The following is a 20,170-nucleotide window of genomic DNA, read 5'->3' on the forward strand; positions in this document are numbered from 1 at the left end:
ATTAGCTGCTGACAGACCAGTAAAAAATGAGCCGGCCCCTCCGGGCCGGCTCCGCTCTTACTCAAACAAAAACGAAGATCATCTCCAACCACCTCCCAGGTCTCTGTACACATTCACCACTGCACTCAACTGCTGTTTCTTCGTTTCTATCAGTTCCAGTTTCGCTTCCAGCGCATCACGCTGCGTCATCAGCACTTCCAGGTAATCTGCCCTCGCATTGCGGAAAAGATCATTGGAGATATCGATGGACTTCGTGAGCGCATCCACCTGTTTTGATTTCAGTGAATAGCTTTTTTCCAGGTTGCTGATATTGGAAAGCTGATTGCTCACTTCCAGGTATGCATTCAGCACCGTTCTTTCATAATTGTAAATCGCCTGCAATTGTTTTGCATTGGCGCTGTTGAACTCTGCCTTCAATGCATTCCTGTTGATCAGTGGCGCCGCCAGATCTCCTGCCAGGTTATACAACAGGCTCTCGGGTGTCTTTAAGAGGTAAGCCGGTTTGAAAGCCTGAAACCCGATACCCGCGGATATTTCAAGGCTAGGGTAGAATTCCGCGCGCGCTACTTTAACATCCAGTTTCGCCGCTTCCAGGTCTAGCTCCGCCTGCTTGATATCAGGCCTGTTAGACAATAACTGGCTCGGCATACCGGAGCTCACCACTGCCGGCACCAATGAGGCGAAATTCACCTGATTTCTGATGATTGGCTGGGGATATCTTCCCAGCAGGAAGTTCAGGCGGTTCTCCGTTTCTTTGATCTGCTGCAGGATCCCGAACTCCAGGCTCTGGGATTTCAATACCTCCGCTTCAAATTTCTGCACGGCCAGTTCGGTTGCCCGCGATGCTTCCTTCTGGATCTTCACCACTTCCAACGCATGCTGCTGCAATTCGATATTCTGCTTCACAATGGTCAGTTGATTATCCAGCGACACCAGCTCGTAGTAAGAGTTGGCCACCTCGGCAATCAGGTTGGTGAGCACAAAATTCTTTCCTTCCACTGTAGAAAGATACCTGTCGATCGCCGCCTTCTTGCTATTACGCAACTTATGCCAGATATCCACTTCCCAGTTGGCATAAAGCCCCACACTGAGGTCCGTCAATGGGTCCGGCACTTCCTTGCCCGGCTCAATCTCTGTACTGGCATCGCCCGCCCCCTGGCTGGTATACCTTCCCACTTTCTCCACACCGGCGCCTGCACGCGCTGCCACGGAAGGCAGCAGCAATCCCTGCTTCACACGAACATCATTTCTCGCGATCTCTATTTCCTGCAAGGTGATGGCCAATTCCTGGTTATTCTTCAGTGCCGTATCAATCAGCTTCACCAGGTCAGGATCATTGAAATAATTCTTCCAGGGCAATGCGCCTGCATTGCTGGTATCGCTGCCGGTGCCGTAAGATTCCGGCACCGATCTGTTCTCCGCCCTGGCCGTAACGGCCGGAGCCTTACAGCCGGCGAAGGCAAGGAATAGTCCCAGCAAGGCCCAGCTATATTGTATCCTGATTTTAAACATTATTATCAATTTCTTCTGTTAAGGGATTTTCTTCTTCCTCGCGCACCAGCTTGCGCCTGGCGGCAATCGTTCCAAAAATGTAATAAAGCCCCGGAATGATGAGCACGCCAAACACGGTACCGAACAACATACCACCAGCCGCGGCCGTACCGATCGTTCTGTTGCCGATCTTACCCGGGCCTGATGCAAATACTAACGGTATCAGGCCAGCGATGAATGCAAAGCTGGTCATGAGAATGGGGCGGAACCTGGCTTTGGATCCTTCCATAGCGGCCTGCAATATAGTAGCTCCCGCACGGTGGCGCTGCGCCGCAAACTCAACGATCAGCACCGCATTCTTGCCCAACAGGCCGATCAGCATTACCATCGCCACCTGCGCGTAGATATTATTCTCAAGTCCTGTCAACTTCAGCAACAGGAATGCTCCGAAAATGCCTGCAGGCAATGAAAGGATCACAGATAATGGCAGGATGAAGCTCTCATACTGCGCGGCCAGGATCAGGTATACGAAACCAAGACAGATCAGGAAGATGTAGACGGCCTGGTTGCCCTGCGCCACCTCATCCTTTGAAATGCCTGCCCAGTCTATACCAAAGCCACGTGGCAATGTTTTGGCGGCCACATCATTGATCACTTTAATGGCGGTACCGCTACTATAACCCGGCGCCGCAGACCCGCTGATCTCGGAAGCATTGTACATATTGTGCCGGGTGATCTCAGACAGTCCATACACTTTTTCCATCTTCATGAAAGCAGAGAAAGGAACCATTTCTTCTTTATCATTCTTTACGTATAATTTCAGGATATCCTCCGGCAAAGCCCGGTATTGCGGCGATGCCTGCACTATCACTTTATACTGACGGCCATACTCGATAAAGCTGATCTCGTAGTTACTACCCACCAGTGTTGACAGGGTATTCATCGCATTCTCGATGCTCACACCTTTCTGTTGTGCAATATCATTGTCCACTTTCAGCATATACTGCGGAAAGCTGGCGCTGTAGAAACTGAACACGGAGGAGAGCTCAGGTCTTTTTTCCAGTGCCTTCACAAAATCATTACTTACCGCTTCCATTTTCTTGTAATCACCAGATCCGGCCTTGTCCAGCAGACGAAGCTCAAAGCCGCCCGCCGCGCCATATCCTGGTACAGCCGGTGGCTGGAAGTATTCGATATTCGCACCGGCGATATCCTTTGATTTCTCTTCCAGTTCATGAATGATCTCCTGCACGGAATGCTTGCGCTCCTCCCAGCTCTTCAGGTTGATCAGACAGGTACCGGAGTTGGCGCCAGTACCTTCCGTCAGGATCTCATACCCCGCCAGTGCAGATACGGATTGAACACCATCCACTGTTTCAGCGATCTTCTGCAGACGTTCAGCGATCTCATTCGTTCTTTCAAGAGAAGAGCCCGGAGGCGTTTGAATGATAGCATAGAACATGCCCTGGTCCTCATTCGGTATAAAGCCAGAAGGCACTTTGCCGCTCAGGAACCAGGTACCGGCACAGAATGCTGCCAGTAGCAGGAAGGTAACAAGCCGCCTGTTGACGATGCTACCCAGCATCTTCATGTACTTATTCTGCGTCCGATTGAACTGATTATTGAAACCGCCGATGAATTTATCAACGATGGATTTCTTTTTAGGTTTACCATGGTTGTTCTTCAGGATCATCGCGCACAGGGCAGGCGTCAGCGTCAGCGCCACTACACCCGAGAGGATGATGGCCGTTGCCATGGTAATGGAGAACTGTCGATAGAACAAACCAACGGGGCCTGACATGAATGCAACAGGAATGAACACCGCCGCCATGATGAACGTGATAGCCACAATGGCGCCCGCGATTTCATGCATGGCTTTTTTGGTTGCCTTCAATGGTCCGATATGTTCTTCTTCCATCTTGGCATGGACAGCTTCTATCACAACTATCGCATCATCCACCACTACACCGATGGCCAGCACAAGCGCAAAGAGCGTGATCAGGTTAAGCGTGATGCCAAAGAACTGCATGAAGGCAAAAGTTCCTACCAGAGAAACCGGTACCGCCATGGCCGGGATGATGGTGGAGCGCCAGTCGCCCAGGAAGAGGAATACTACCAAACCCACCAGTATAAAGGCTTCCACGAGCGTGTGGATCACTTTATCGATACTGGCATCCAGGAATTTCGATACATCATAACTGATCTCGTAATCCATTCCTTTGGGGAATGAACTGGCTTTGATCTCCTTCATCTTTTCTTTCACTGCCTTGATCACCTGGCTGGCATTACTGCCGTAGGATTGTTTAAGCACGATGGCTGCTGAAGGTTTGCCATTGAGGTTTGAATAGATATCATACATGGAACTTCCGAACTCAACATCCGCCACATCTTTCAAACGCAGCAGTTCTCCGTTGGGACTTGAGCGCAGCACCACATTTTCATATTGCTCTTTTGTATTGAACCTTCCTGAATATTTCAATACGTATTCAAAGGACTGCGACCGTTTACCGGAGCTCTCCCCTGTTTTACCGGGAGAAGCTTCAAGGCTCTGGTCACTCAATGACTTCATCACTTCATCGGCAGAGATCTTGTAGGCCAGCATGCGGTCAGGCTTGAGCCAGATACGCATGGCGTATTCCCGGTTACCCAGGATATCAGCATAACCCACACCATCCACACGTTTCAACTCTGCCAGCAGGTTGATGTCCGCGAAGTTGAAAAGGAACTTCTGATCGTCATTTTTATCGGTACTGAATACATTGATGTACATGAGCATGTTCGATTCCTCACGGGTGATCTTCACACCTTCGCGTACTACCAGTGGCGGTAACTTATTCACTACTGACGCCACCCTGTTCTGAACGTTGAGAGATGCCTGATTGGGATCGGTACCCAGATTGAAGATCACCTGGATGGTGGCTTCACCGTCATTACCTGCATCGGATGTCATGTATTTCATGCCGGGCACACCATTAATGGCACGCTCCAGCGGGATGATCACTGATTTGATCATCAGTTCCCCATTGGCACCAGGATAGGCCGCCGTAACATTCACCTTGGGAGGAGAGATAGACGGGAACTGCGTTACAGGCAATCCGGTAATGGCCAGAACTCCAAGGAACACGATGATGAGCGATATCACGATAGATAATACCGGCCGCTGTATAAACTTATTAAACATTGAGCTGCTAATTAGATTGAACTATTCCGCTTTTAATTTCAGGTGTGTTATCACTTCGTGTGGGTCTTCAGTTTCGAAAACGATCTTATCATCTTCCTTCACTTTCTGAACGCCTTCGAGCAGGATCTTTTCACCATCGGCCAAACCATCGGTCACCACATAGAGATCGGGCATTTCTGCACCAATAGTGATGAGCCTGGATTTCACCGCATTGTTCTTATCGATCACATACACATACTTCTTGTCCTGGATCTCGTAGGTAGCTTTTTGCGGAATGATGAGTGCATTCTTGAGTGGCATCACCATCATTACTTTACCTGTTTCGCCATTTTTGAGAAGTTTGTCGGGGTTCGGGAACCTGGCCCTGAAAGCGATATTGCCGGTTTCGTTATCAAACTCACCTTCTATTACTTCTACCTTTCCGGGGAAGGGCAATATTTTGCTGTTGGCCAGCAGAAGGTTCACCTGTGTGGTGGCGCGGTTCTTTGCGTTGGTCTGGTATTCCAGGTACTCCGGCTCGGAAACGTTGAAATAAGCAAACATCTGCGCATTGTCTGAAAGGCTTGTCAGCAGTTCTCCTTCGTCAATAAGGCTTCCCAGTTTTTTAGGGAGGCGGTCGATAATGCCATCGAAAGGAGCTTTGATTTCCGTGAAGGAAAGATGCAGTTTGGCAAGCGCCATCTCAGCTTTAGCCTGATCGTATTTGGCTTGCGCTACTGCCTGTTCGTTTTTTGAGACGATGTTCTTTTCTACCAGTGCTTTTGCATTCTGCAATTCTATCTCCGCGGCTTTTGCTTCGGCCTCTGCTTTCAGCAGTTCGGCTTCATAGAGCTTGGGCATGATGCGGAACAGCAGTTGCCCGGCTTTTACAAACTGACCTTCGTCTACATAAATGTCTTGCAGGAAACCCTTTTCCTGGGCCCTGATCTCGATGTTTCTCACGGAACGAATCTGTGATACATACTCTTTGGTAAAGGAGGTATCGATCCTTACCGGCGTGGTAACGATGAACCTGTTGGCTTCTTCTTTTTCTTCTGCTTTGGTTTCACAGCCTGTACTGCCATACAGCAGGCCAAGCAAACCAGCGAATACAATGATCTTGTTCATGAGATAAAATGAAATTGAGCGGTGAATATCCTGGGGTTAAAGGATAAGACAACATCAGCATGCGCCCGCACCGGAGTGAAAGCGTACTTCAGTTATCTGAAATAATTAAAATGTTTAAATGGATCAGATACGCAGGGTCCGTTGCGTGATATACTTACAACTGAGATAACTGCGAACCGGTAATTGATCCAGAAAGCAACCGTAGAGGGAGTTCAGATAGAAGACATCAGAATAGAAAGGGATATCTCTGGTCAGTAATTTATAACGTCTGGCAAATTCTTCGTGGCTATTTTCTTCAGGCTCTTCCACATCTACAAAAACTGTATGTTCCTGATCACTGAATTTATTGACTGAAGGTTGATCGAAAGGTTTAGCCCGTTGTGACTTCTTCATTTCCTGCGCAGCCAGGTAGCAGGTGGTATGCACCAGCTTGCCATCCTGCAATTGGTCGAACCCGCGGATCAGCAGGGCCAAAAGAATTATGAAGAATAATGCGCCTTTCATTGAGATTTCAGAACATAAATGTTCAGCTTCACAAAATTCAGAACTTTCTATGTTAAATTGCAGCCCTTGCATTTATCTTATGGTTAATAAGCCGTTAAGGGCCTTTAACCTCATGATACCTAACATAATGAAACGCCCCCTATCCTTATCCTGAACGCCCGCAAAAGCAGTCTTATTATATGAGAAAACTAGTTGTATACATCGCCAGCAGCGTAGACGGTTATATCGCGCAACCCAATGACGACTTATCATTCCTGAAACGGGTGGAAAAAGAAGGGGAAGATTATGGTTATGCAGCATTCATCCAAACCATCGACACCATCATCCTGGGCAGGACCACCTACGATTGGGTCACGAAAAACGTTCCCGGGCACTACGGGAAAAAAAGAACGTTCGTTATTACACACCAGGAAAAACCTGCGGAAGGAAATGTGACGTTCCATTCAGGCTCACTCAAAGAATTGGTGGAAAGTCTCAAAAATGAAGATTCAGAAAAGAACATCTTCTGCGATGGCGGCGCCAGCATCGTTAACCAGTTATTGCAACACGATCTCGTAGATGAGCTCACCCTCTCCCTTATCCCTGTTCTGCTGGGAGATGGAGTAAGATTGTTCCCCGATAGCAGACCTGAACAGGTACTTCAACTTGAGAGTGCAAAATCATTCGAAACAGGTCTTGTACAGATCCATTATAAACGCAGCAGGTAATCAATCTTCAACTTCTAAAAAAAACCGCAGCCGGAATCACCCCCGGACTGCGGAACCAGAATAGGGGTCTGTTACCTGAAACAGACCCCCGATTTTTCTAAACTCACCAGTCACATTTCCTGAGCTTGACTGTGCCGCTGAAATTGATGAACAGTAAATTGCAACCCAGAAAATTGCAATATTCCAGTTCGGTCAATCCACGGATATCAACCGTAACTTTGATCGGATTATTCTCCAGGTTAAGCAGCTTCAGCTTCGCCGCCCCCCGCACTACCGCCTTCTCGATATTATTGTCTTGTATTTCCAGTTCTTCCAGCTCCTTCAATGCACTCACATCCAGTTTGCCGATTTTATTTTTCATCAACTTCACTTTCTTCAATGCCGTGAGACCGGAGATATCTAGGTTTGCAAGCAGGTAGTTGTTTTCAACGAACAGCTCTTCCAGTTTGGTAAGCCCGGCAATATTTAGATTGGTAATCCTGTTATTACCGGCATAGAGCATGCGCAGTTTCTTGCATTTGGACAGGTCCAGTGATTGTAATTTATTATTGTAACAACCAAACTCTTCCAGGTTGGTAAAACTGTTGATCCCTTCCAGGTTAACGATGCCAAGGTCATTCACATAAAGCTGTGTTACTTTTTGTGCTTCTGAAACCTGGATCTGGTTGTCATCATTGGTATCGATTCCCAGAGCTATCAGTCTTTGCTTGAAATTATGATCCGGGATCCTCACCACCTGTGCAGTGGCGATTATCTGCATCAACAGGACAGAAACGGTCAGTATTATTTTCATGGGTTGACTGTTGATCGTTAGAAGATATGTTTAAGTTTTACATTGAGCGACTCTCCGTCTTTTGTAATCTCCACAATTGCTTCCACGTCTTTGGCAGTGGCCCCTGATGGGAAATGCACCATGGATTCGAGGTAGTACTTGCCGGGGCGCAGCCCTTTGAATACGAAGTCGCCTGTGTTTGAGTACACTTTCGATTCAATCCGGTAACACCAGGCAAGCGAAGAGATGGCTGCCACTTTCTTCCCGGGCTTGTTCTTTTTCTTAAGCTGAGTATATTCTTCCATATACTCAGTAAGCGGCAGCAGGGTAACTACAATACCCAGGCGCGCATAAATGGTTTCGCCTACCTTGATCCCGAGGGGCGTTCTGTCTTCATAATAGGCAACGCCTTTGATCTCAGCGGTACCATCGTTCAGCATTTCCGTTGCCTGCCTGATATTGAATTCCTTTTTCGGAAACATATACTCAAGTGGCTTCTGTGCGATGACTTTTTCAGTACCCCAGGCGATCAGCAGGACTAAGAAAAGGTGCTTCTTTAATAACAACATGTCAGTCAGTTTTTATGTATTTGTTGAGAATAACTCCATGGTCCTGTTCGCTTGCTGCTACTACCAGCAATGCAATGATGAGAACAAAGCTATATTCGCAACCACCGCTGCCATGCTCTCCTGTAAACCATCCTCTCTGCGCATGGATCAGCAGAATACCTGCCAGTAATAATATGATGAAACCCGCTGCCATCAGTCGTTTGCAATAACCAAGGGCGAGAGCGGCTCCTCCTCCCAGCTCAAATACCGTAATGGCCCAAACGATCGCCTTTCCATAAACCAGTCCTTTATTGTTGAGGTAACCGGCAAACTGGTCTATTGAACCGGGAAGCAATATCCTTACCACCGCATGAGCCAGAAAGATGGCAGCCACACTGATCCGCAATATCAGCAGACGCTGTTTCAACGTGAGGAAAGGAAATCGTTTCATAACTGTAGTTTGAATGGTTACAGAATATCTATATATCCGGCACGAGGATCCGGGCAAGCACGGCGCCGGACCTGGGTTCCGGATATTTTGATCCAACTGGTTCCTTTTTTGCTTCCGGTGTTTTGAATATGACAGCCTGCATGCCTGAAGGTTCCAGGTTACCGGAACTGATTGCGGGTTGTACTGCCAGCATCAAGATCAAAAAAAGGAATGGGCTAAATTTCTTCATGGCTTTTGATTTGGGCTTTAGGATGCAACTCAAAACTATAAAGCATTCAACTGGCCAAATGAGCTGTACAAACAGCCTTCCGAAGCTTCTGTTGATACTTTCCGGTTGCTGGTCATTTTTATTCAGCATTCGTTGGCAGTTAGCATACCGCTATGATAGTTTTTATGCCGTTCACGGAGCTATTTGGGCAGAACTGCTGTTTTGCCGATTTTTGAGGCCATGAAGCGAGTCCTCCCACATATTTTGTTCTGGCTTGGATACTGGGCGCTGCTGGATTATGGAGAATTCATGTGGATACTTAATTTCACTAAGGAGTGGTCATTCACCAAGGTATTCGGAAAATCAGTGATCGCATCTTTCCTGTATGGGCTATCCAATATGGCCTTTGCCTATTATATTGCCTATATCGCCTTACCCAGGATTGTTAAGAACAGTGCTGCAGTTTTCATGAATACGCTCATGATCCTGGTTCCTTATATTGCCGCCATTTTCTCCTTCATTATACTTGCCCAGCAATTGATTCTGCCTTACGTTTACGAGGGCATTGTAACTCCAGGAGCCTTCTTCGATGCACAAAAATTCATTAGCCTGATGGTTGAACTGGCATTTCCCGCCGGGATCCTGGTAGCTTTCCGACTGGTAGCCACGCAGGTGGAAGCCAAGGAAAGAGAAAAAGAATTGCTGAAAGAAAAGCTGACCACAGAACTCAGATTACTGAAAAGCCAACTCAACCCGCACTTTCTTTTCAACACCCTGAACAATATCTATGCACTCACCAGGAAGAAAAGCGATCAGGCTCCCGATGTTGTACTGAAACTGTCGGAACTGCTCAGTTTCATGTTGTATGAATCCGGGGCAGATACCATCCCGCTTGAGAAAGAGATCAAATTCCTGGAAGATTATATTTCTTTGCAACAGATCAGGTTCACGGATGAGCTATCTGTGGTATTCAATAAGCAGATCGAAGAGCCAGGACAAAACATTGCACCACTGATCCTGCTGCCACTGGTTGAAAACGCTTTCAAGCATGGGGCCAGTGAAAACCATTTCGATAGTTTCATTCATATCGATCTCATGGTAAAAGACGGTCAGCTCAGTTTCAGGATCTCCAACAGTTTCGAGAAACAGATGAACGGAACAGCTACCCGCAGCATCGGGCTGAACCATACAACCAGACAACTGGAGCTGATGTACAGAGAACAGCAACTGGTGATCAACACTTCAGATAATGTATTCAATGTAGATCTTTCAGTAAACCTAAACAGCTATGGAAAAATTTAACTGCCTGATCATCGAAGACGAGCCACTGGCTGCAGAAGTGCTGCAGGACTACATCTCACAGATCCCCTTCCTGGAATGCCAGCACAGTTGCCGGGACGGCATTTATGCCATGCACATCTTACAGAAAGAAAAGATAGATGTGATCTTCCTCGATATCCATCTTCCGAAAATAAAAGGGCTCGATTTTCTCCGGACGCTGAAGAACCCGCCACAGGTTATTGTTACCACTGCCTACCGGGATTATGCCATTGACGGTTATGAGTTGAATGTAGTGGATTACCTGCTGAAGCCCATTCATTTCAACCGGTTTCTTACAGCAGTGAACAAACTCAGGAACCATGTTCAGCCGCAACCAATTGCAACACCCGCTGCTCTTCCTGCACTTTCAGACCAGGCACATCTCCTGATCAACGTGAACAAGAAAAAGATAAAGGTCTATCTCAAAGACATCCTCTATATCGAAAGCAAGAAAGAATATATCAGCATCGTTACAGCCGATCAGTCTTTCATAACCAAATTTTCCCTGACTGAGATGGAAGCGCAATTGCAGAAAGATAAATTCCTGCGTATCCATCGATCCTTTATTGTTGGAATGGAAAAGATCAAGGCATTCACATCTGTTTCAGTAGAGATCAATGGCAAAACCTTACCCATTGGCAGAAGTTACCGGGAGCTGGTACAGCAGCTCTTGTCGGAGGGATGATTTTTTGTAGCTTCGTTCATCATGAGACATGTCCTCCGCCAGCATATAGAAAAGATCGTTCCCCTTACGGATGAAGAGTTCGGGACGTTTATCTCCCATTTCAAAACCCGCAAACTGAAGAAACACCAGTTCCTGGTGCAGGAAGGAGATGCTGCCCATGCTCATTTCGATAATTTTGTGATCTCCGGTCTGCTCAAAGTATACCACACCAGTGACGACGGGCAGGAACATATTCTGCAGTTTGCCCCGGAGGACTGGTGGGTAGCGGATTACCAGGCTTGCAGCGTTTCCGGTCCTGCTGTTGTGAACATCAGTTGCCTGGAAGCCAGTGAAGTGCTCAGCATCAGTTTCGAAAACCGTGAACGTCTCTGCAGCCAGTTCCACAAGCTGGAGCATTTCTTCCGCAAAAAACTCAACGGTGGTTTTCTTGCGCAGCAACGCCGCATCCTGAGTATGTTAAATAAGAATGCAAAAGAGCGTTATGAACAGTTCCTTCAAGTCTATCCCGGCCTCAGCCAGCGCCTCTCCAAAACCCTGATCGCTTCTTACCTCGGCGTTTCCCGCGAAACCCTCAGCCGCCTCTCCGACTGATACCTGTGATATACATCACAGAAAATTAGTGACCTTACTCATTGGCCACCCATGTCCCTCGTCCGAAATTTGCAGTGTAATTCATCAACATGAAAAAGACATCTACAATACTGGCTGGTGTGGCGGCAATATTATTGCTGACGCTGCTGAGCCTGGGCTTAACTGCGCAAACTCAAAATTCAAATACCATGAGTAAGAAAATTCTGTTCGTTGTTACGAGCCACGACAAGAAAGGAAGTACCGGCGAACCAACAGGATTCTACCTGGGAGAAGTAACACATCCCTGGGAGGTTTTACATGAAGCAGGTTATGACATTGATTTCGTCAGCCCTAAAGGAGGCAAAGCACCGGTTGACGGCTTTGATCTCAATGACCCCGTGAACAAAAAATTCTGGGAAGATCCAACCTGGCGCAACAAGGTGGAGAATACCATGAAGCCTTCCGAAGTGGATCCATCAAAATATATGGCCATTTATTACGCAGGCGGTCATGGCGCTATGTGGGATCTGGCAGATAACCAGGAACTGGCTGCAATCGCTTCAAAGATCTACAGCAATAATGGTATTGTAGGGGCTGTGTGCCACGGTCCGGCAGGATTGGTGAATATCAAAGTCGCGAATGGCAAATACCTGGTAGACGGCAAAAAGATCAATGCCTTTACCAATGAAGAAGAAACAGCCGTTAAGCTGGAGAAAGTAGTTCCCTTCATGCTGGAAAGCAAGCTCATTGAGCGCGGTGCGAAGTTTGAAAAATCAGGGCTCTGGCAACCACATGTTACCGTTGACCAGCGAGTAGTGACCGGCCAGAACCCGCAATCAGCAAAGGGTGTAGGCGAAGCGATCTTGAAAGAATTAAAATAGTAAGTGGTTCAATACAGATGTATACCGGCAGGTTTGGTCACCTGCCGTTTTTTTTATTGAGCTTTATTAGTCTTTTGTAAGATAACGCATCATTGTACTACCCTGTTGGTCCACGCCTACGGCGGCATTCACCAATATGATCACAGCCACTTTCTTTTCAGGGTCAACGCCCAGATAAGAGCGGAATCCTCCTGTAGCACCATTATGGAACATCATCTGGCGGTCTCCATTCTTCACATAGATCCAGGCCATTCCCAGACTGAATTTGTTATCCCTGAAAGTAGTATCATGTGTAAGCCGAATGGCTTTGTTCAGTTTTTTATCTGAGGTTCCCCATTGTGCAGCTGCATACTTCAACATATCCGAGGCAGTGGAACGAAGCCCGCCTGCGCCCTGATAAAATGGTGGAAGGTTCCGGTAAAAATGAAGAGAGCCGTCTTCCCTGTACCCCTTTGCATAATGTGCAGAATCCTGTGGACGGATCCACACCCTGGTATCCCTCATGCCCAGCGGCTGTGCAATGAATTTGTTCACCAGCTCTTCGTAACTCATGTTATACATTCTCTGCATGATAGTACTGGCAAGTGAAAAGCCAGCATTTGAATACTCATGCTTTAAACCCGGCTCCCTGGTGAGTTTCAGGTTTTTGAGGAAAGAGAAGAATTTATCAACCGGATAAATGGTAATTCCATTTTCATCCATCTTTTCATCCTGATAATCCGATGGCATCCTTGGGAAAGCAGCCGTATGATTGAGCAGGTCTTTAAAAGTGACCATCCTGTTATTGAACTGTAATGGAGGAATGGAATCAGGAAGATATTTATTCACCGGGTCATCCAGTTTTATTTTCTTCTCACCAATAGCACACGCTACGATGGTTGCCGTAAAAGTCTTGGTAATGGAGCCCAGCTCAAAAATTGTATTGGCATCCGGAATTTCATGTAAGGTTTTGCTGGCTTCGCCGTAGTCGTAGAAATATTCTTTTCCGTCTTTCAGCACACCAATGCTCATACCAACAGTGCCGGCAGTGGAAATATAAGTCATGGCAATTGAATCCACTTCTTTATCAAGCTCAGTTTTCAGCGGGTTATTGGACGCTATCTTAGTTATATCTTTCGGCTTTGCCGGCGCAACATAGGATTGAAAGAAGAAGGCTCCCACCTTATCATCAGCTTCCAGTCCAATCCCTACAGTGAGCGGAACAGAAGCAAATTCTGCTTTATAAATGAGCGCGTTTTGAGTTGATCGCTCATAAGTGAGCTCCTTCAGTTCGCCGAGAGGAAAGAGATTTTTTTCAGTAACATTCCTGAAATTGTCTTTTGTAATGGCCGACCTGAATGAAGAAGCAGTAAGATCATATAACCTGTCCACATCCTTCGCATTCAAGTACTGTTTCACCAGCACGGCAATGGAGTCGGTTCTTTGCATGACCGTGCGTTGTGCTGCACTTGAAATAGAGATGGCCAGAAGGGGCAAAACGAGAAAGGATCGAAGGTTCATACCTGAAATTTTACACTGATTGATGCTCAAATATGCAGATTGTTGGCCGCTTTACAAAGAAACAGCTTACCGGCTGTACAATATCTGCTATCAAATGCCAATTACATACAGCTAAAAATAAAAATTTATATTTGATCCGCATCATTGCCACTCAAAGGCTTCCCCGGACTCCCGTATTATTTTAATCCGTCATTGAATGACATCACCAATTATCAAGACCAATTACACCATCATTACCGGCGGGCCGGGCATGGGCAAAACTGCCATCGTGCATCATTTGTCTGAGCTGGGTTATCACTGTGTGCCTGAATCAGGAAGGGCCATCATCCGGCAGCAAACAGCAGAAGGCGGGGATGCGCTTCCCTGGAGCAATCCGGCTGCATTCGCCAAACTGATGTTCAACAGTTCACTGGAAGATTATTTCCGGCTCATTACTGAATCGGCGCCTGTGTTTTTCGACAGGGGCAGTCCGGATGTGATCGGCTACCTGGAGTTGAACGGCCTGCCTGTTCCTTATGAAATGATCGAGGCAGCCAGGAACAACCGCTACCACCAATCCGTTTTCATCACTCCGCCCTGGCAGGAGATCTATGAAAATGACAGGGAAAGAAAACAGGATTTTGAAGAAGCCGTCAAAACGTATGAAATGATGCAGGCGGTGTACAGCCGTTATGGTTATGACCTGGTAGAGATTCCAAGGCTGTCCGTTGCCGACCGGGTCAACTTCATACTTGACCAACTCAGCGAAGTGTTCTGAGCTGACGCTAAACGCCCGGAATTTGACGTAAGTGCACAGGTCATTAATCCCGTCTATCCGGTAAATTGCAGCATACATTCACTCAACATCATCACTATGCAAAATTCCAGGAAATTCAAATCAGTGGATGAATACATCAAAGCATTTCCGGACTTTAAAACACAACTGGAGCACATCAGGGCCATCATCCGGGAAGCCGCTCCCCAGGCGGAGGAGATGATCAGTTACAATATGCCGGGTTATAAGCTACATGGCATGCTGGTCTATTTTGCGGCCAATAAGGCGCATCTCGGCCTGTACCCCAGCGCCGCCAAACTGGAAGACTTTGAAAAGGAACTGTCGAAGTATAACAGGACCAAGGGATCCATTCATTTCCCTTATGACGAGCCTTTGCCCGCAAAACTGATCAGCCGGATCGTGAAATACCGGGTAAAAGAGAATGAAGCGTTGGCGAAGATCAAAGCTGAAAAGAAGAAAGCAGCTGCTAAAAAGTAAAATCCCCTGGTGATCATTCAGAAAACAATCAGGCCGTACAGCTCATAGCCGGGCCCTCATGCAACATTTGATCATGTAGCTTGTCAGTTTCCTGGGATCGCCATCAGCCTGGCATGCCTCGGCAGGCATTTCCGGACATTCAGTGGAACCTGCAGGAACTGATAGCTGAGGACAAAAAGGTATTTTTCCGCTGGACCATCTCGGCCAGTCACCAGCACAACTTCAATAATATTCCCGCCACTGGTAAGCTGTAGTAAGCGGAGGCATGGGTATCTATACATTGAGCAATGGAAAAATAGTCAGCTCCGCTATCATCACAGACTGGGTGGATTTCCTGCAACAACTCAATATCCTGCCGGCCGATCTTCTTGCCTAACAGAGAAAGGCTACCCCTAAAAAAGTTATCTTTATCAACAGGTTCATTGTTCCAGCTGCTGCTGTGAATGAATTTAAAAGCTTTGTGCAGATCAATTTCAACAGGCGCAATAACTAAATAACAATCGCATGCAACAGGCAGGGCAACGTAACTTATTTTTATCAGTTATCCTCTATTTCACCAGTTGCATCTTGTTCTTATTCATTGCATACCCTGTCTCCGCCCAGCGAACACTCAGCTTCCATGATGCGTACGAAGGCGACGAATCTACCCTTACGGCAAAGCTGCCAACCTTTCTGCGCTGGGGATTGCAAAACCAGTTGATCTTCGAGGACCGGGATCAGAAAATACTCATGTTTGATCCCGCAACCCGAAAAGTATCTGAATACAAGCTGAGATCTCCTGCCAGGGCAGCATTACCCTGGAAAACAACAGACATGCCTATAAGCAGTCCTGACGGAAAATTCATTGCCTATCTTTCCAACAATGATATCTTCCTGAAAGATCTGCATACTCAGCAAACCAGACGGCTGACCACAGATGGTAACGACTCCACTCTCAACGGCATTGCCAGTTTTGTATATAAAGAAGAGATCACGGGCCCCAACACCCTGCGATGGAGCCCTAACAGCCAGTACCTGGCCTTCATGCGCTTTGATGAAAGCAATGTACCTGTATATTCCATGTATATTCCTGAAGGGCAATATGGCCGGATCGAAACGCAACGTTACCCAATGCCTGGTAATACCAATCCACGTGTAAAGATCGGCATTATCCATATCCCCACAGGTAAACTGGTATGGGCGGATTTCCCGGATGCAGATCAGTATTTCGGAAGGCTGTCTTTTACCCCCACCAACAAATTGTTGCTAAAATGGATGCCAAGGCAACAACAGGAAGTGAAGGTGTTTGAAGTGAACCCTGACAATGGAGCAAAAAAGCAGATCTACGAAGAGCACTCCTCCACCTGGCTCGATATCAACAATTGCGCAGACATCACTTATATCGATAGTGGCAGGCATTTCATCCTTGCCTCGGAGAGAACAGGGTTCCGCCATTACTATCTCTACCGCGCGGATGGCACAGCACTGAATGCTATCACCAGCGGGGATTACAGCACAGCCAACTATCTCCGGCTCGATGAAAAGAATCATGTACTCTACTTTGCAGCGCGCAAGGAAAATTCTGCGCGCCTCGATGTTTACAGTGTACAACTGGATGGAAAGAATATGAAACGCATCAGCCAGGGGCCCTACCATTACAGCAAGGTGTACATCTCACCCGATTTTCGCTACTTCATGGCCAATTACAGCAATGTTAACACCGTTACCGCTACTGCTGTCTTCAATATGAAAGGTCAAAAGATGGCAGACCTGGGTAATGCACAGGGAAGCCTGTTCAACTCTTATACGCTGCCACGCAAATCTCTCATGCGCATTAAGAGCAGTGACGGCCTTTTTGAACTTCCCGTCACCATCACTTATCCCCCCAATTTCGACAGCACCAAAAAATACCCCGTACTGATGACAGTATATGGTGGCCCCGGCGCCGGAAAAGTGTATGACGAATGGAACGCCGGCCTTGCAGAAACCTACTGGGCCCAGCAGGGTGTTATACAGGTAGCGGCGGACAACCGCAGCAGCGGGCATTTTGGAAAGAAAGGCATGGACTATATCTACCGGCAGACAGGGATCCACGAAACTGAAGATTTTATGGCCGTGGGCAGATGGCTGAAACAACAGCCCTGGGTACATCCAGGCAAACTCTGCATCACCGGCTTCAGCTTCGGTGGTTATATGACCATGATGGCGCTTACCTATGGTGCCGGTGTGTTCGATTATGGCGTGGCCTACTATGGCACCAGCGACTGGTATCTGTATGATACCCCTTACGCAGAGCGCTACATGGGTAGTCCCGCTGACAATAAAGAAGGCTACCGGAAAACAGCAGTGAATACCTATGCACACCAGTACAAAGGCATGCTGCGCATTATTCATGGCCTGAGCGACAACAACGTGCATCCGCAGAACAGTCTTGAAGTTGCCAGTAAACTGCAGGAATTAGGCAAACATTTCGAATTGATTCTTTACCCCGGTGTAAAGCATGGCTTCTCAGGAAAGAAATGGTTGCACAGCAAAAAGGAACTGGCCATCTTCATCAACAGGTATCTTTTACAACCCTGATGCAGTAACTTCATACCTCAACTTTTTCTTATGATCTTTCAAAGAAGCATACCCATTTTATATTCAGGCAATGTGGAGAAAAGCCTTACTTATTACACGGAAGTTTTAGGCTTCGATTGTAAATGGGACTGGGGCAATCAAGATGTGATGGTAGCCCCCAAATGGCAGGGTAAACAGATCGGCACAGCCATGATGAATGCCATCAGGAACTGGCTGCAGGAAAATGCACCACACAATTCTCTGGTGTGATTATACACCGGAGGCTACCTGGCTCCCTTCTACAACCAGTTCGGCTTCCGTCATGCTTACGGCATGAGTATGCGTATCCAAAAACCGGAGCAGTAAACACATTACAAAACGATGTAACGATGTACTGTAATATTAAAGCCTCTCCTATGCCTGTTCCAACCTTCATGAAACTCCTGTTCTTCCCGCTTATTGCCTGCTGCTTTGCGCAATGCAAAACAGGCAGTAACCGTGTTACAGGAAACAGTATTGCGGTAGTGCGTTCCATTGATCCTGCCGATACTGAATATGCAGACCTTGCCCCGCTTCAAAAAGCCATCGGCAATGCCCGCGTGGTAATGCTGGGAGAGCAAACCCATGGAGAAGGTGGCACGTTCCTGGCGCGCACCAGGCTTATAAAATTCCTGCACGACAAAATGGATTTCGATGTACTGGCCTTTGAGAGCGGCTTCTATGATGTTACGCGCATCTGGGAGAATACAAAGAAGGGAGGACAGCTTCAGTCAGAAGTGAAAGGCAGCTTATTCTATATGTACGCTACCAGTAAACAAACGCAGCCACTTTTTGACTGGCTGCAATCCATCCTTCCCTCTAATGACCCTGTTACAGTTACAGGTTTTGAAAGTCAGCATTCCGGGGCCTATTCCAAAAGCAGGATGTTTGAGGATTTTGAAAGTTTCCTGAAAACATTTGATGCAAACGCTATCGACAGCAGTTGGACTGTCTTCAAACAACTATCCGTATCCACTTTCAGCTCAAGGGCCTACAGGCCTTCGGAAAAAGAGAAACAGGTTTTCTTCGGAAAATTAACTACACTGAAACAGTCGTTGTCAAAATATGAAAAGGATCCTGTAACTAACCTGCTCAAGTCACCAGGCTTCTGGTACAGGGTGGTTGCAAGTATTGAATCGCAGGCGTTGCGTTATTGGGAAATGGTCCAGGGTAATGAAGTGTCGTACCGCGACAAACAAATGGCGGACAACCTGATCTGGCTTTCAGAGTATGCCTACCCCGGAAAGAAGATCATGGTTTGGGCGCACAATGTTCATGTGGCAAAACAAACGGGCTCTCTTGCATTTGCACCCGGCAACCAGGCGCAGCAGTTCTTTTCAACCCTCACACCCATGGGCACCACGGTGGAAAAGCATTTCGGAAAAAAAATGTACACCATCGGTTTCACCTCGTCTGAAGGAAGCTACCAGGATTTCAACAATAACCAGTTCATCGCTATCCCCAATCCTCCTGCAGGCAGTATCGAAGACAGGTTGAACCGGACCGGTCATGCTTATGCGTTCATCGATCTGCGGACGGGCAATGGCTGGTGGCAACAGCATCAGACCGGTATGTTGTACGATTTCATGCCCGCCACCGGTAAATGGCCCTCCGTGTATGATGGCCTGTTTTTTATACGTAAGAATTTTCCCGTTGACCGGTAAGCAGTTGCTTCGAACTGTGCAATTGTTGTGGTAACTTGACGAAGTAAAACTCCATCACACCCAATATGGACCAACAACCCGGAGAAAGACAATATCGTTTATTATTCCCCGCCTTCGGCTCTCTCATCTTCTGTGTATTGTACCTGGTAGCTGCGTATCGCTATCCCGGCGGATCACAGCTGGATACGCAAAGCATCGGCTTCAGCTGGACCCAGAATTACTGGTGCAACCTGCTGAGTGAAACCGCCATCAACGGTCTGCCCAACAAAAGCCGGCCCGTTGCCATGATAGCCATGATCGTGCTGGCCATCACCCTCATCTATTTCTGGTATTTCTTTCCGGTGCAGGCAGGTTTTAGGAAACCCGCTCGTATACTCATTCAGGCATCTGGTGCAGCCGCTATGCTCACCGGCCTGTTCATGTCCGGCGAATGGCATGATATGATCATCAACCTCGCTTCCCTCTTCGGGCTTATTGCCATAGCAGGCACTTTTGCAGGATTGTATAAATTGAAATGGACCATCCTGCTCTGGTTCGGGATACTGAACCTCTTGCTGGTAGGATTGAATAATTACCTCTATTATATTGTTGACCTGAGATATTACCTGCCGCTGGTGCAGAAGATCACGTTTTTCAGTTTCCTCCTTTGGATCAGTATTATCTCTATCGGGATGTACAGGAGAAGCATCACGTAATATTTGGTAGTGTCCAGTAGCTCGCCTCCGGCGAGTTACTTCTATTGGTTTGCCTCT

The 20,170-nt window shown here is 47.2% G+C and carries 21 protein-coding genes; 12 read left to right on the forward strand and 9 right to left on the reverse strand.

The genetic code is table 11. The annotated features are described in order from the left end of the window. Nucleotides 1-78 precede the first annotated feature (78 nt). The 4 genes from ACTHMC_RS00080 to ACTHMC_RS00095 form a co-directional block, all read right to left on the reverse strand. The gene (locus tag ACTHMC_RS00080; protein WP_440409753.1) at nucleotides 79-1,512 is read right to left on the reverse strand and encodes a TolC family protein; all 1,434 of its coding nucleotides are present in this window, start codon (nucleotides 1,510-1,512) and stop codon (nucleotides 79-81) included. Continuing rightward, entirely contained in the window at nucleotides 1,505-4,672 is a 3,168-nt protein-coding gene (locus tag ACTHMC_RS00085) for an efflux RND transporter permease subunit (RefSeq protein ID WP_440409754.1), read from the reverse strand. Before ACTHMC_RS00085 ends, ACTHMC_RS00080 begins: the two co-directional genes overlap by 8 nt. A gap of 21 nt (nucleotides 4,673-4,693) precedes the next feature. Further along, nucleotides 4,694-5,779, reverse strand: a complete 1,086-nt coding sequence (locus ACTHMC_RS00090; RefSeq protein ID WP_440409755.1) for an efflux RND transporter periplasmic adaptor subunit — start codon at nucleotides 5,777-5,779, stop codon at nucleotides 4,694-4,696. Between the two features lie 123 nt (nucleotides 5,780-5,902). After that, entirely contained in the window at nucleotides 5,903-6,283 is a 381-nt protein-coding gene (locus ACTHMC_RS00095; protein ID WP_440409757.1) for a hypothetical protein, read from the reverse strand. 179 nt (nucleotides 6,284-6,462) lie between these two features. Here ACTHMC_RS00095 and ACTHMC_RS00100 point away from each other — a divergent pair, with 179 nt between their 5' ends. Then, nucleotides 6,463-6,990 carry a dihydrofolate reductase family protein gene (locus ACTHMC_RS00100; RefSeq protein ID WP_440409758.1) on the forward strand — a complete coding sequence of 176 codons (528 nt, stop codon included), beginning with the start codon at nucleotides 6,463-6,465 and terminating at the stop codon, nucleotides 6,988-6,990. 103 nt (nucleotides 6,991-7,093) lie between these two features. On the opposite strand, the gene ACTHMC_RS00105 is transcribed toward ACTHMC_RS00100, so the two are convergent. The 4 genes from ACTHMC_RS00105 to ACTHMC_RS00120 are packed head-to-tail and all read right to left on the reverse strand — an operon-like array spanning nucleotide 7,094 to nucleotide 8,990. Next, nucleotides 7,094-7,783: a leucine-rich repeat domain-containing protein gene (locus ACTHMC_RS00105; protein WP_440409760.1), complete on the reverse strand. Its 690-nt coding sequence runs from the start codon at nucleotides 7,781-7,783 to the stop codon at nucleotides 7,094-7,096. A gap of 17 nt (nucleotides 7,784-7,800) precedes the next feature. Continuing rightward, the gene (locus ACTHMC_RS00110) at nucleotides 7,801-8,331 is read right to left on the reverse strand and encodes a hypothetical protein (RefSeq protein WP_440409761.1); all 531 of its coding nucleotides are present in this window, start codon (nucleotides 8,329-8,331) and stop codon (nucleotides 7,801-7,803) included. 1 nt (nucleotide 8,332) lies between these two features. Beyond that, nucleotides 8,333-8,761 carry a DoxX family protein gene (locus tag ACTHMC_RS00115; protein WP_440409763.1) on the reverse strand — a complete coding sequence of 143 codons (429 nt, stop codon included), beginning with the start codon at nucleotides 8,759-8,761 and terminating at the stop codon, nucleotides 8,333-8,335. Nucleotides 8,762-8,789: 28 nt separating this feature from the next. Then, nucleotides 8,790-8,990 (reverse strand): hypothetical protein, encoded by a 201-nt coding sequence (locus ACTHMC_RS00120; RefSeq protein WP_440409764.1) that lies wholly within the window; start codon nucleotides 8,988-8,990, stop codon nucleotides 8,790-8,792. 219 nt (nucleotides 8,991-9,209) lie between these two features. Between ACTHMC_RS00120 and ACTHMC_RS00125 the strand changes: the two genes are divergently transcribed. The 4 genes from ACTHMC_RS00125 (at nucleotide 9,210) to ACTHMC_RS00140 (ending at nucleotide 12,425) form a co-directional block, all read left to right on the forward strand. Further along, entirely contained in the window at nucleotides 9,210-10,271 is a 1,062-nt protein-coding gene (locus tag ACTHMC_RS00125; RefSeq protein WP_440409765.1) for a sensor histidine kinase, read from the forward strand. Beyond that, nucleotides 10,258-10,974, forward strand: a complete 717-nt coding sequence (locus ACTHMC_RS00130; RefSeq protein ID WP_440409766.1) for a LytR/AlgR family response regulator transcription factor — start codon at nucleotides 10,258-10,260, stop codon at nucleotides 10,972-10,974. The genes ACTHMC_RS00125 and ACTHMC_RS00130 overlap by 14 nt, the downstream gene beginning before the upstream one ends. A gap of 21 nt (nucleotides 10,975-10,995) precedes the next feature. Further along, nucleotides 10,996-11,565, forward strand: coding sequence for a Crp/Fnr family transcriptional regulator (locus tag ACTHMC_RS00135; protein WP_440409767.1), 570 nt, complete (start codon nucleotides 10,996-10,998; stop codon nucleotides 11,563-11,565). 89 nt (nucleotides 11,566-11,654) lie between these two features. Continuing rightward, nucleotides 11,655-12,425: a type 1 glutamine amidotransferase domain-containing protein gene (locus ACTHMC_RS00140; RefSeq protein ID WP_440409769.1), complete on the forward strand. Its 771-nt coding sequence runs from the start codon at nucleotides 11,655-11,657 to the stop codon at nucleotides 12,423-12,425. A 66-nt stretch (nucleotides 12,426-12,491) separates the two neighbouring features. Here the strand turns inward: ACTHMC_RS00140 and ACTHMC_RS00145 are convergent, their stop codons facing one another. Beyond that, nucleotides 12,492-13,853, reverse strand: a complete 1,362-nt coding sequence (locus ACTHMC_RS00145; protein ID WP_440409771.1) for a serine hydrolase — start codon at nucleotides 13,851-13,853, stop codon at nucleotides 12,492-12,494. Between the two features lie 268 nt (nucleotides 13,854-14,121). On the opposite strand from ACTHMC_RS00145, the gene ACTHMC_RS00150 reads away from it, so the two are divergent. The 7 genes from ACTHMC_RS00150 to ACTHMC_RS00180 all read left to right on the forward strand — a co-directional run bounded on the left by ACTHMC_RS00150 (nucleotide 14,122) and on the right by ACTHMC_RS00180 (nucleotide 20,113). Then, the gene (locus ACTHMC_RS00150) at nucleotides 14,122-14,682 is read left to right on the forward strand and encodes an AAA family ATPase (RefSeq protein ID WP_440409773.1); all 561 of its coding nucleotides are present in this window, start codon (nucleotides 14,122-14,124) and stop codon (nucleotides 14,680-14,682) included. Between the two features lie 96 nt (nucleotides 14,683-14,778). Next, complete coding sequence (locus ACTHMC_RS00155; RefSeq protein ID WP_440409775.1) at nucleotides 14,779-15,177, forward strand: iron chaperone; 399 nt, start codon at nucleotides 14,779-14,781, stop codon at nucleotides 15,175-15,177. Between the two features lie 113 nt (nucleotides 15,178-15,290). Further along, complete coding sequence (locus ACTHMC_RS00160; RefSeq protein ID WP_440409777.1) at nucleotides 15,291-15,431, forward strand: ester cyclase; 141 nt, start codon at nucleotides 15,291-15,293, stop codon at nucleotides 15,429-15,431. Between the two features lie 313 nt (nucleotides 15,432-15,744). Further along, entirely contained in the window at nucleotides 15,745-17,736 is a 1,992-nt protein-coding gene (locus tag ACTHMC_RS00165) for a DPP IV N-terminal domain-containing protein (protein WP_440409779.1), read from the forward strand. 30 nt (nucleotides 17,737-17,766) lie between these two features. After that, nucleotides 17,767-17,985 carry a GNAT family N-acetyltransferase gene (locus ACTHMC_RS00170; RefSeq protein ID WP_440409781.1) on the forward strand — a complete coding sequence of 73 codons (219 nt, stop codon included), beginning with the start codon at nucleotides 17,767-17,769 and terminating at the stop codon, nucleotides 17,983-17,985. Nucleotides 17,986-18,104: 119 nt separating this feature from the next. Further along, nucleotides 18,105-19,418, forward strand: coding sequence for an erythromycin esterase family protein (locus ACTHMC_RS00175; protein WP_440409783.1), 1,314 nt, complete (start codon nucleotides 18,105-18,107; stop codon nucleotides 19,416-19,418). A 65-nt stretch (nucleotides 19,419-19,483) separates the two neighbouring features. Further along, entirely contained in the window at nucleotides 19,484-20,113 is a 630-nt protein-coding gene (locus ACTHMC_RS00180; RefSeq protein WP_440409785.1) for a hypothetical protein, read from the forward strand. Nucleotides 20,114-20,170: the final 57 nt, after the last annotated feature.

Origin of the sequence: Pseudobacter sp., assembly GCF_051955275.1 — a bacterium.
GTDB lineage: Bacteria > Bacteroidota > Bacteroidia > Chitinophagales > Chitinophagaceae > Pseudobacter.

Excerpts from the sequence above, each read along its gene's own strand:
- ACTHMC_RS00080 (WP_440409753.1), bottom strand. The coding sequence starts at position 1,512 with ATGTTTAAAATCAGGATACAATATAGCTGGGCCTTGCTGGGACTATTC.
- ACTHMC_RS00085 (WP_440409754.1), bottom strand. The coding sequence starts at position 4,672 with ATGTTTAATAAGTTTATACAGCGGCCGGTATTATCTATCGTGATATCG.
- ACTHMC_RS00090 (WP_440409755.1), bottom strand. The coding sequence starts at position 5,779 with ATGAACAAGATCATTGTATTCGCTGGTTTGCTTGGCCTGCTGTATGGC.
- ACTHMC_RS00095 (WP_440409757.1), bottom strand. The coding sequence starts at position 6,283 with ATGAAAGGCGCATTATTCTTCATAATTCTTTTGGCCCTGCTGATCCGC.
- ACTHMC_RS00100 (WP_440409758.1), top strand. The coding sequence starts at position 6,463 with ATGAGAAAACTAGTTGTATACATCGCCAGCAGCGTAGACGGTTATATC.
- ACTHMC_RS00105 (WP_440409760.1), bottom strand. The coding sequence starts at position 7,783 with ATGAAAATAATACTGACCGTTTCTGTCCTGTTGATGCAGATAATCGCC.
- ACTHMC_RS00110 (WP_440409761.1), bottom strand. The coding sequence starts at position 8,331 with ATGTTGTTATTAAAGAAGCACCTTTTCTTAGTCCTGCTGATCGCCTGG.
- ACTHMC_RS00115 (WP_440409763.1), bottom strand. The coding sequence starts at position 8,761 with ATGAAACGATTTCCTTTCCTCACGTTGAAACAGCGTCTGCTGATATTG.
- ACTHMC_RS00120 (WP_440409764.1), bottom strand. The coding sequence starts at position 8,990 with ATGAAGAAATTTAGCCCATTCCTTTTTTTGATCTTGATGCTGGCAGTA.
- ACTHMC_RS00125 (WP_440409765.1), top strand. The coding sequence starts at position 9,210 with ATGAAGCGAGTCCTCCCACATATTTTGTTCTGGCTTGGATACTGGGCG.
- ACTHMC_RS00130 (WP_440409766.1), top strand. The coding sequence starts at position 10,258 with ATGGAAAAATTTAACTGCCTGATCATCGAAGACGAGCCACTGGCTGCA.
- ACTHMC_RS00135 (WP_440409767.1), top strand. The coding sequence starts at position 10,996 with ATGAGACATGTCCTCCGCCAGCATATAGAAAAGATCGTTCCCCTTACG.
- ACTHMC_RS00140 (WP_440409769.1), top strand. The coding sequence starts at position 11,655 with ATGAAAAAGACATCTACAATACTGGCTGGTGTGGCGGCAATATTATTG.
- ACTHMC_RS00145 (WP_440409771.1), bottom strand. The coding sequence starts at position 13,853 with ATGCAAAGAACCGACTCCATTGCCGTGCTGGTGAAACAGTACTTGAAT.
- ACTHMC_RS00150 (WP_440409773.1), top strand. The coding sequence starts at position 14,122 with ATGACATCACCAATTATCAAGACCAATTACACCATCATTACCGGCGGG.
- ACTHMC_RS00155 (WP_440409775.1), top strand. The coding sequence starts at position 14,779 with ATGCAAAATTCCAGGAAATTCAAATCAGTGGATGAATACATCAAAGCA.
- ACTHMC_RS00160 (WP_440409777.1), top strand. The coding sequence starts at position 15,291 with ATGCCTCGGCAGGCATTTCCGGACATTCAGTGGAACCTGCAGGAACTG.
- ACTHMC_RS00170 (WP_440409781.1), top strand. The coding sequence starts at position 17,767 with ATGATCTTTCAAAGAAGCATACCCATTTTATATTCAGGCAATGTGGAG.
- ACTHMC_RS00175 (WP_440409783.1), top strand. The coding sequence starts at position 18,105 with ATGTACTGTAATATTAAAGCCTCTCCTATGCCTGTTCCAACCTTCATG.
- ACTHMC_RS00180 (WP_440409785.1), top strand. The coding sequence starts at position 19,484 with ATGGACCAACAACCCGGAGAAAGACAATATCGTTTATTATTCCCCGCC.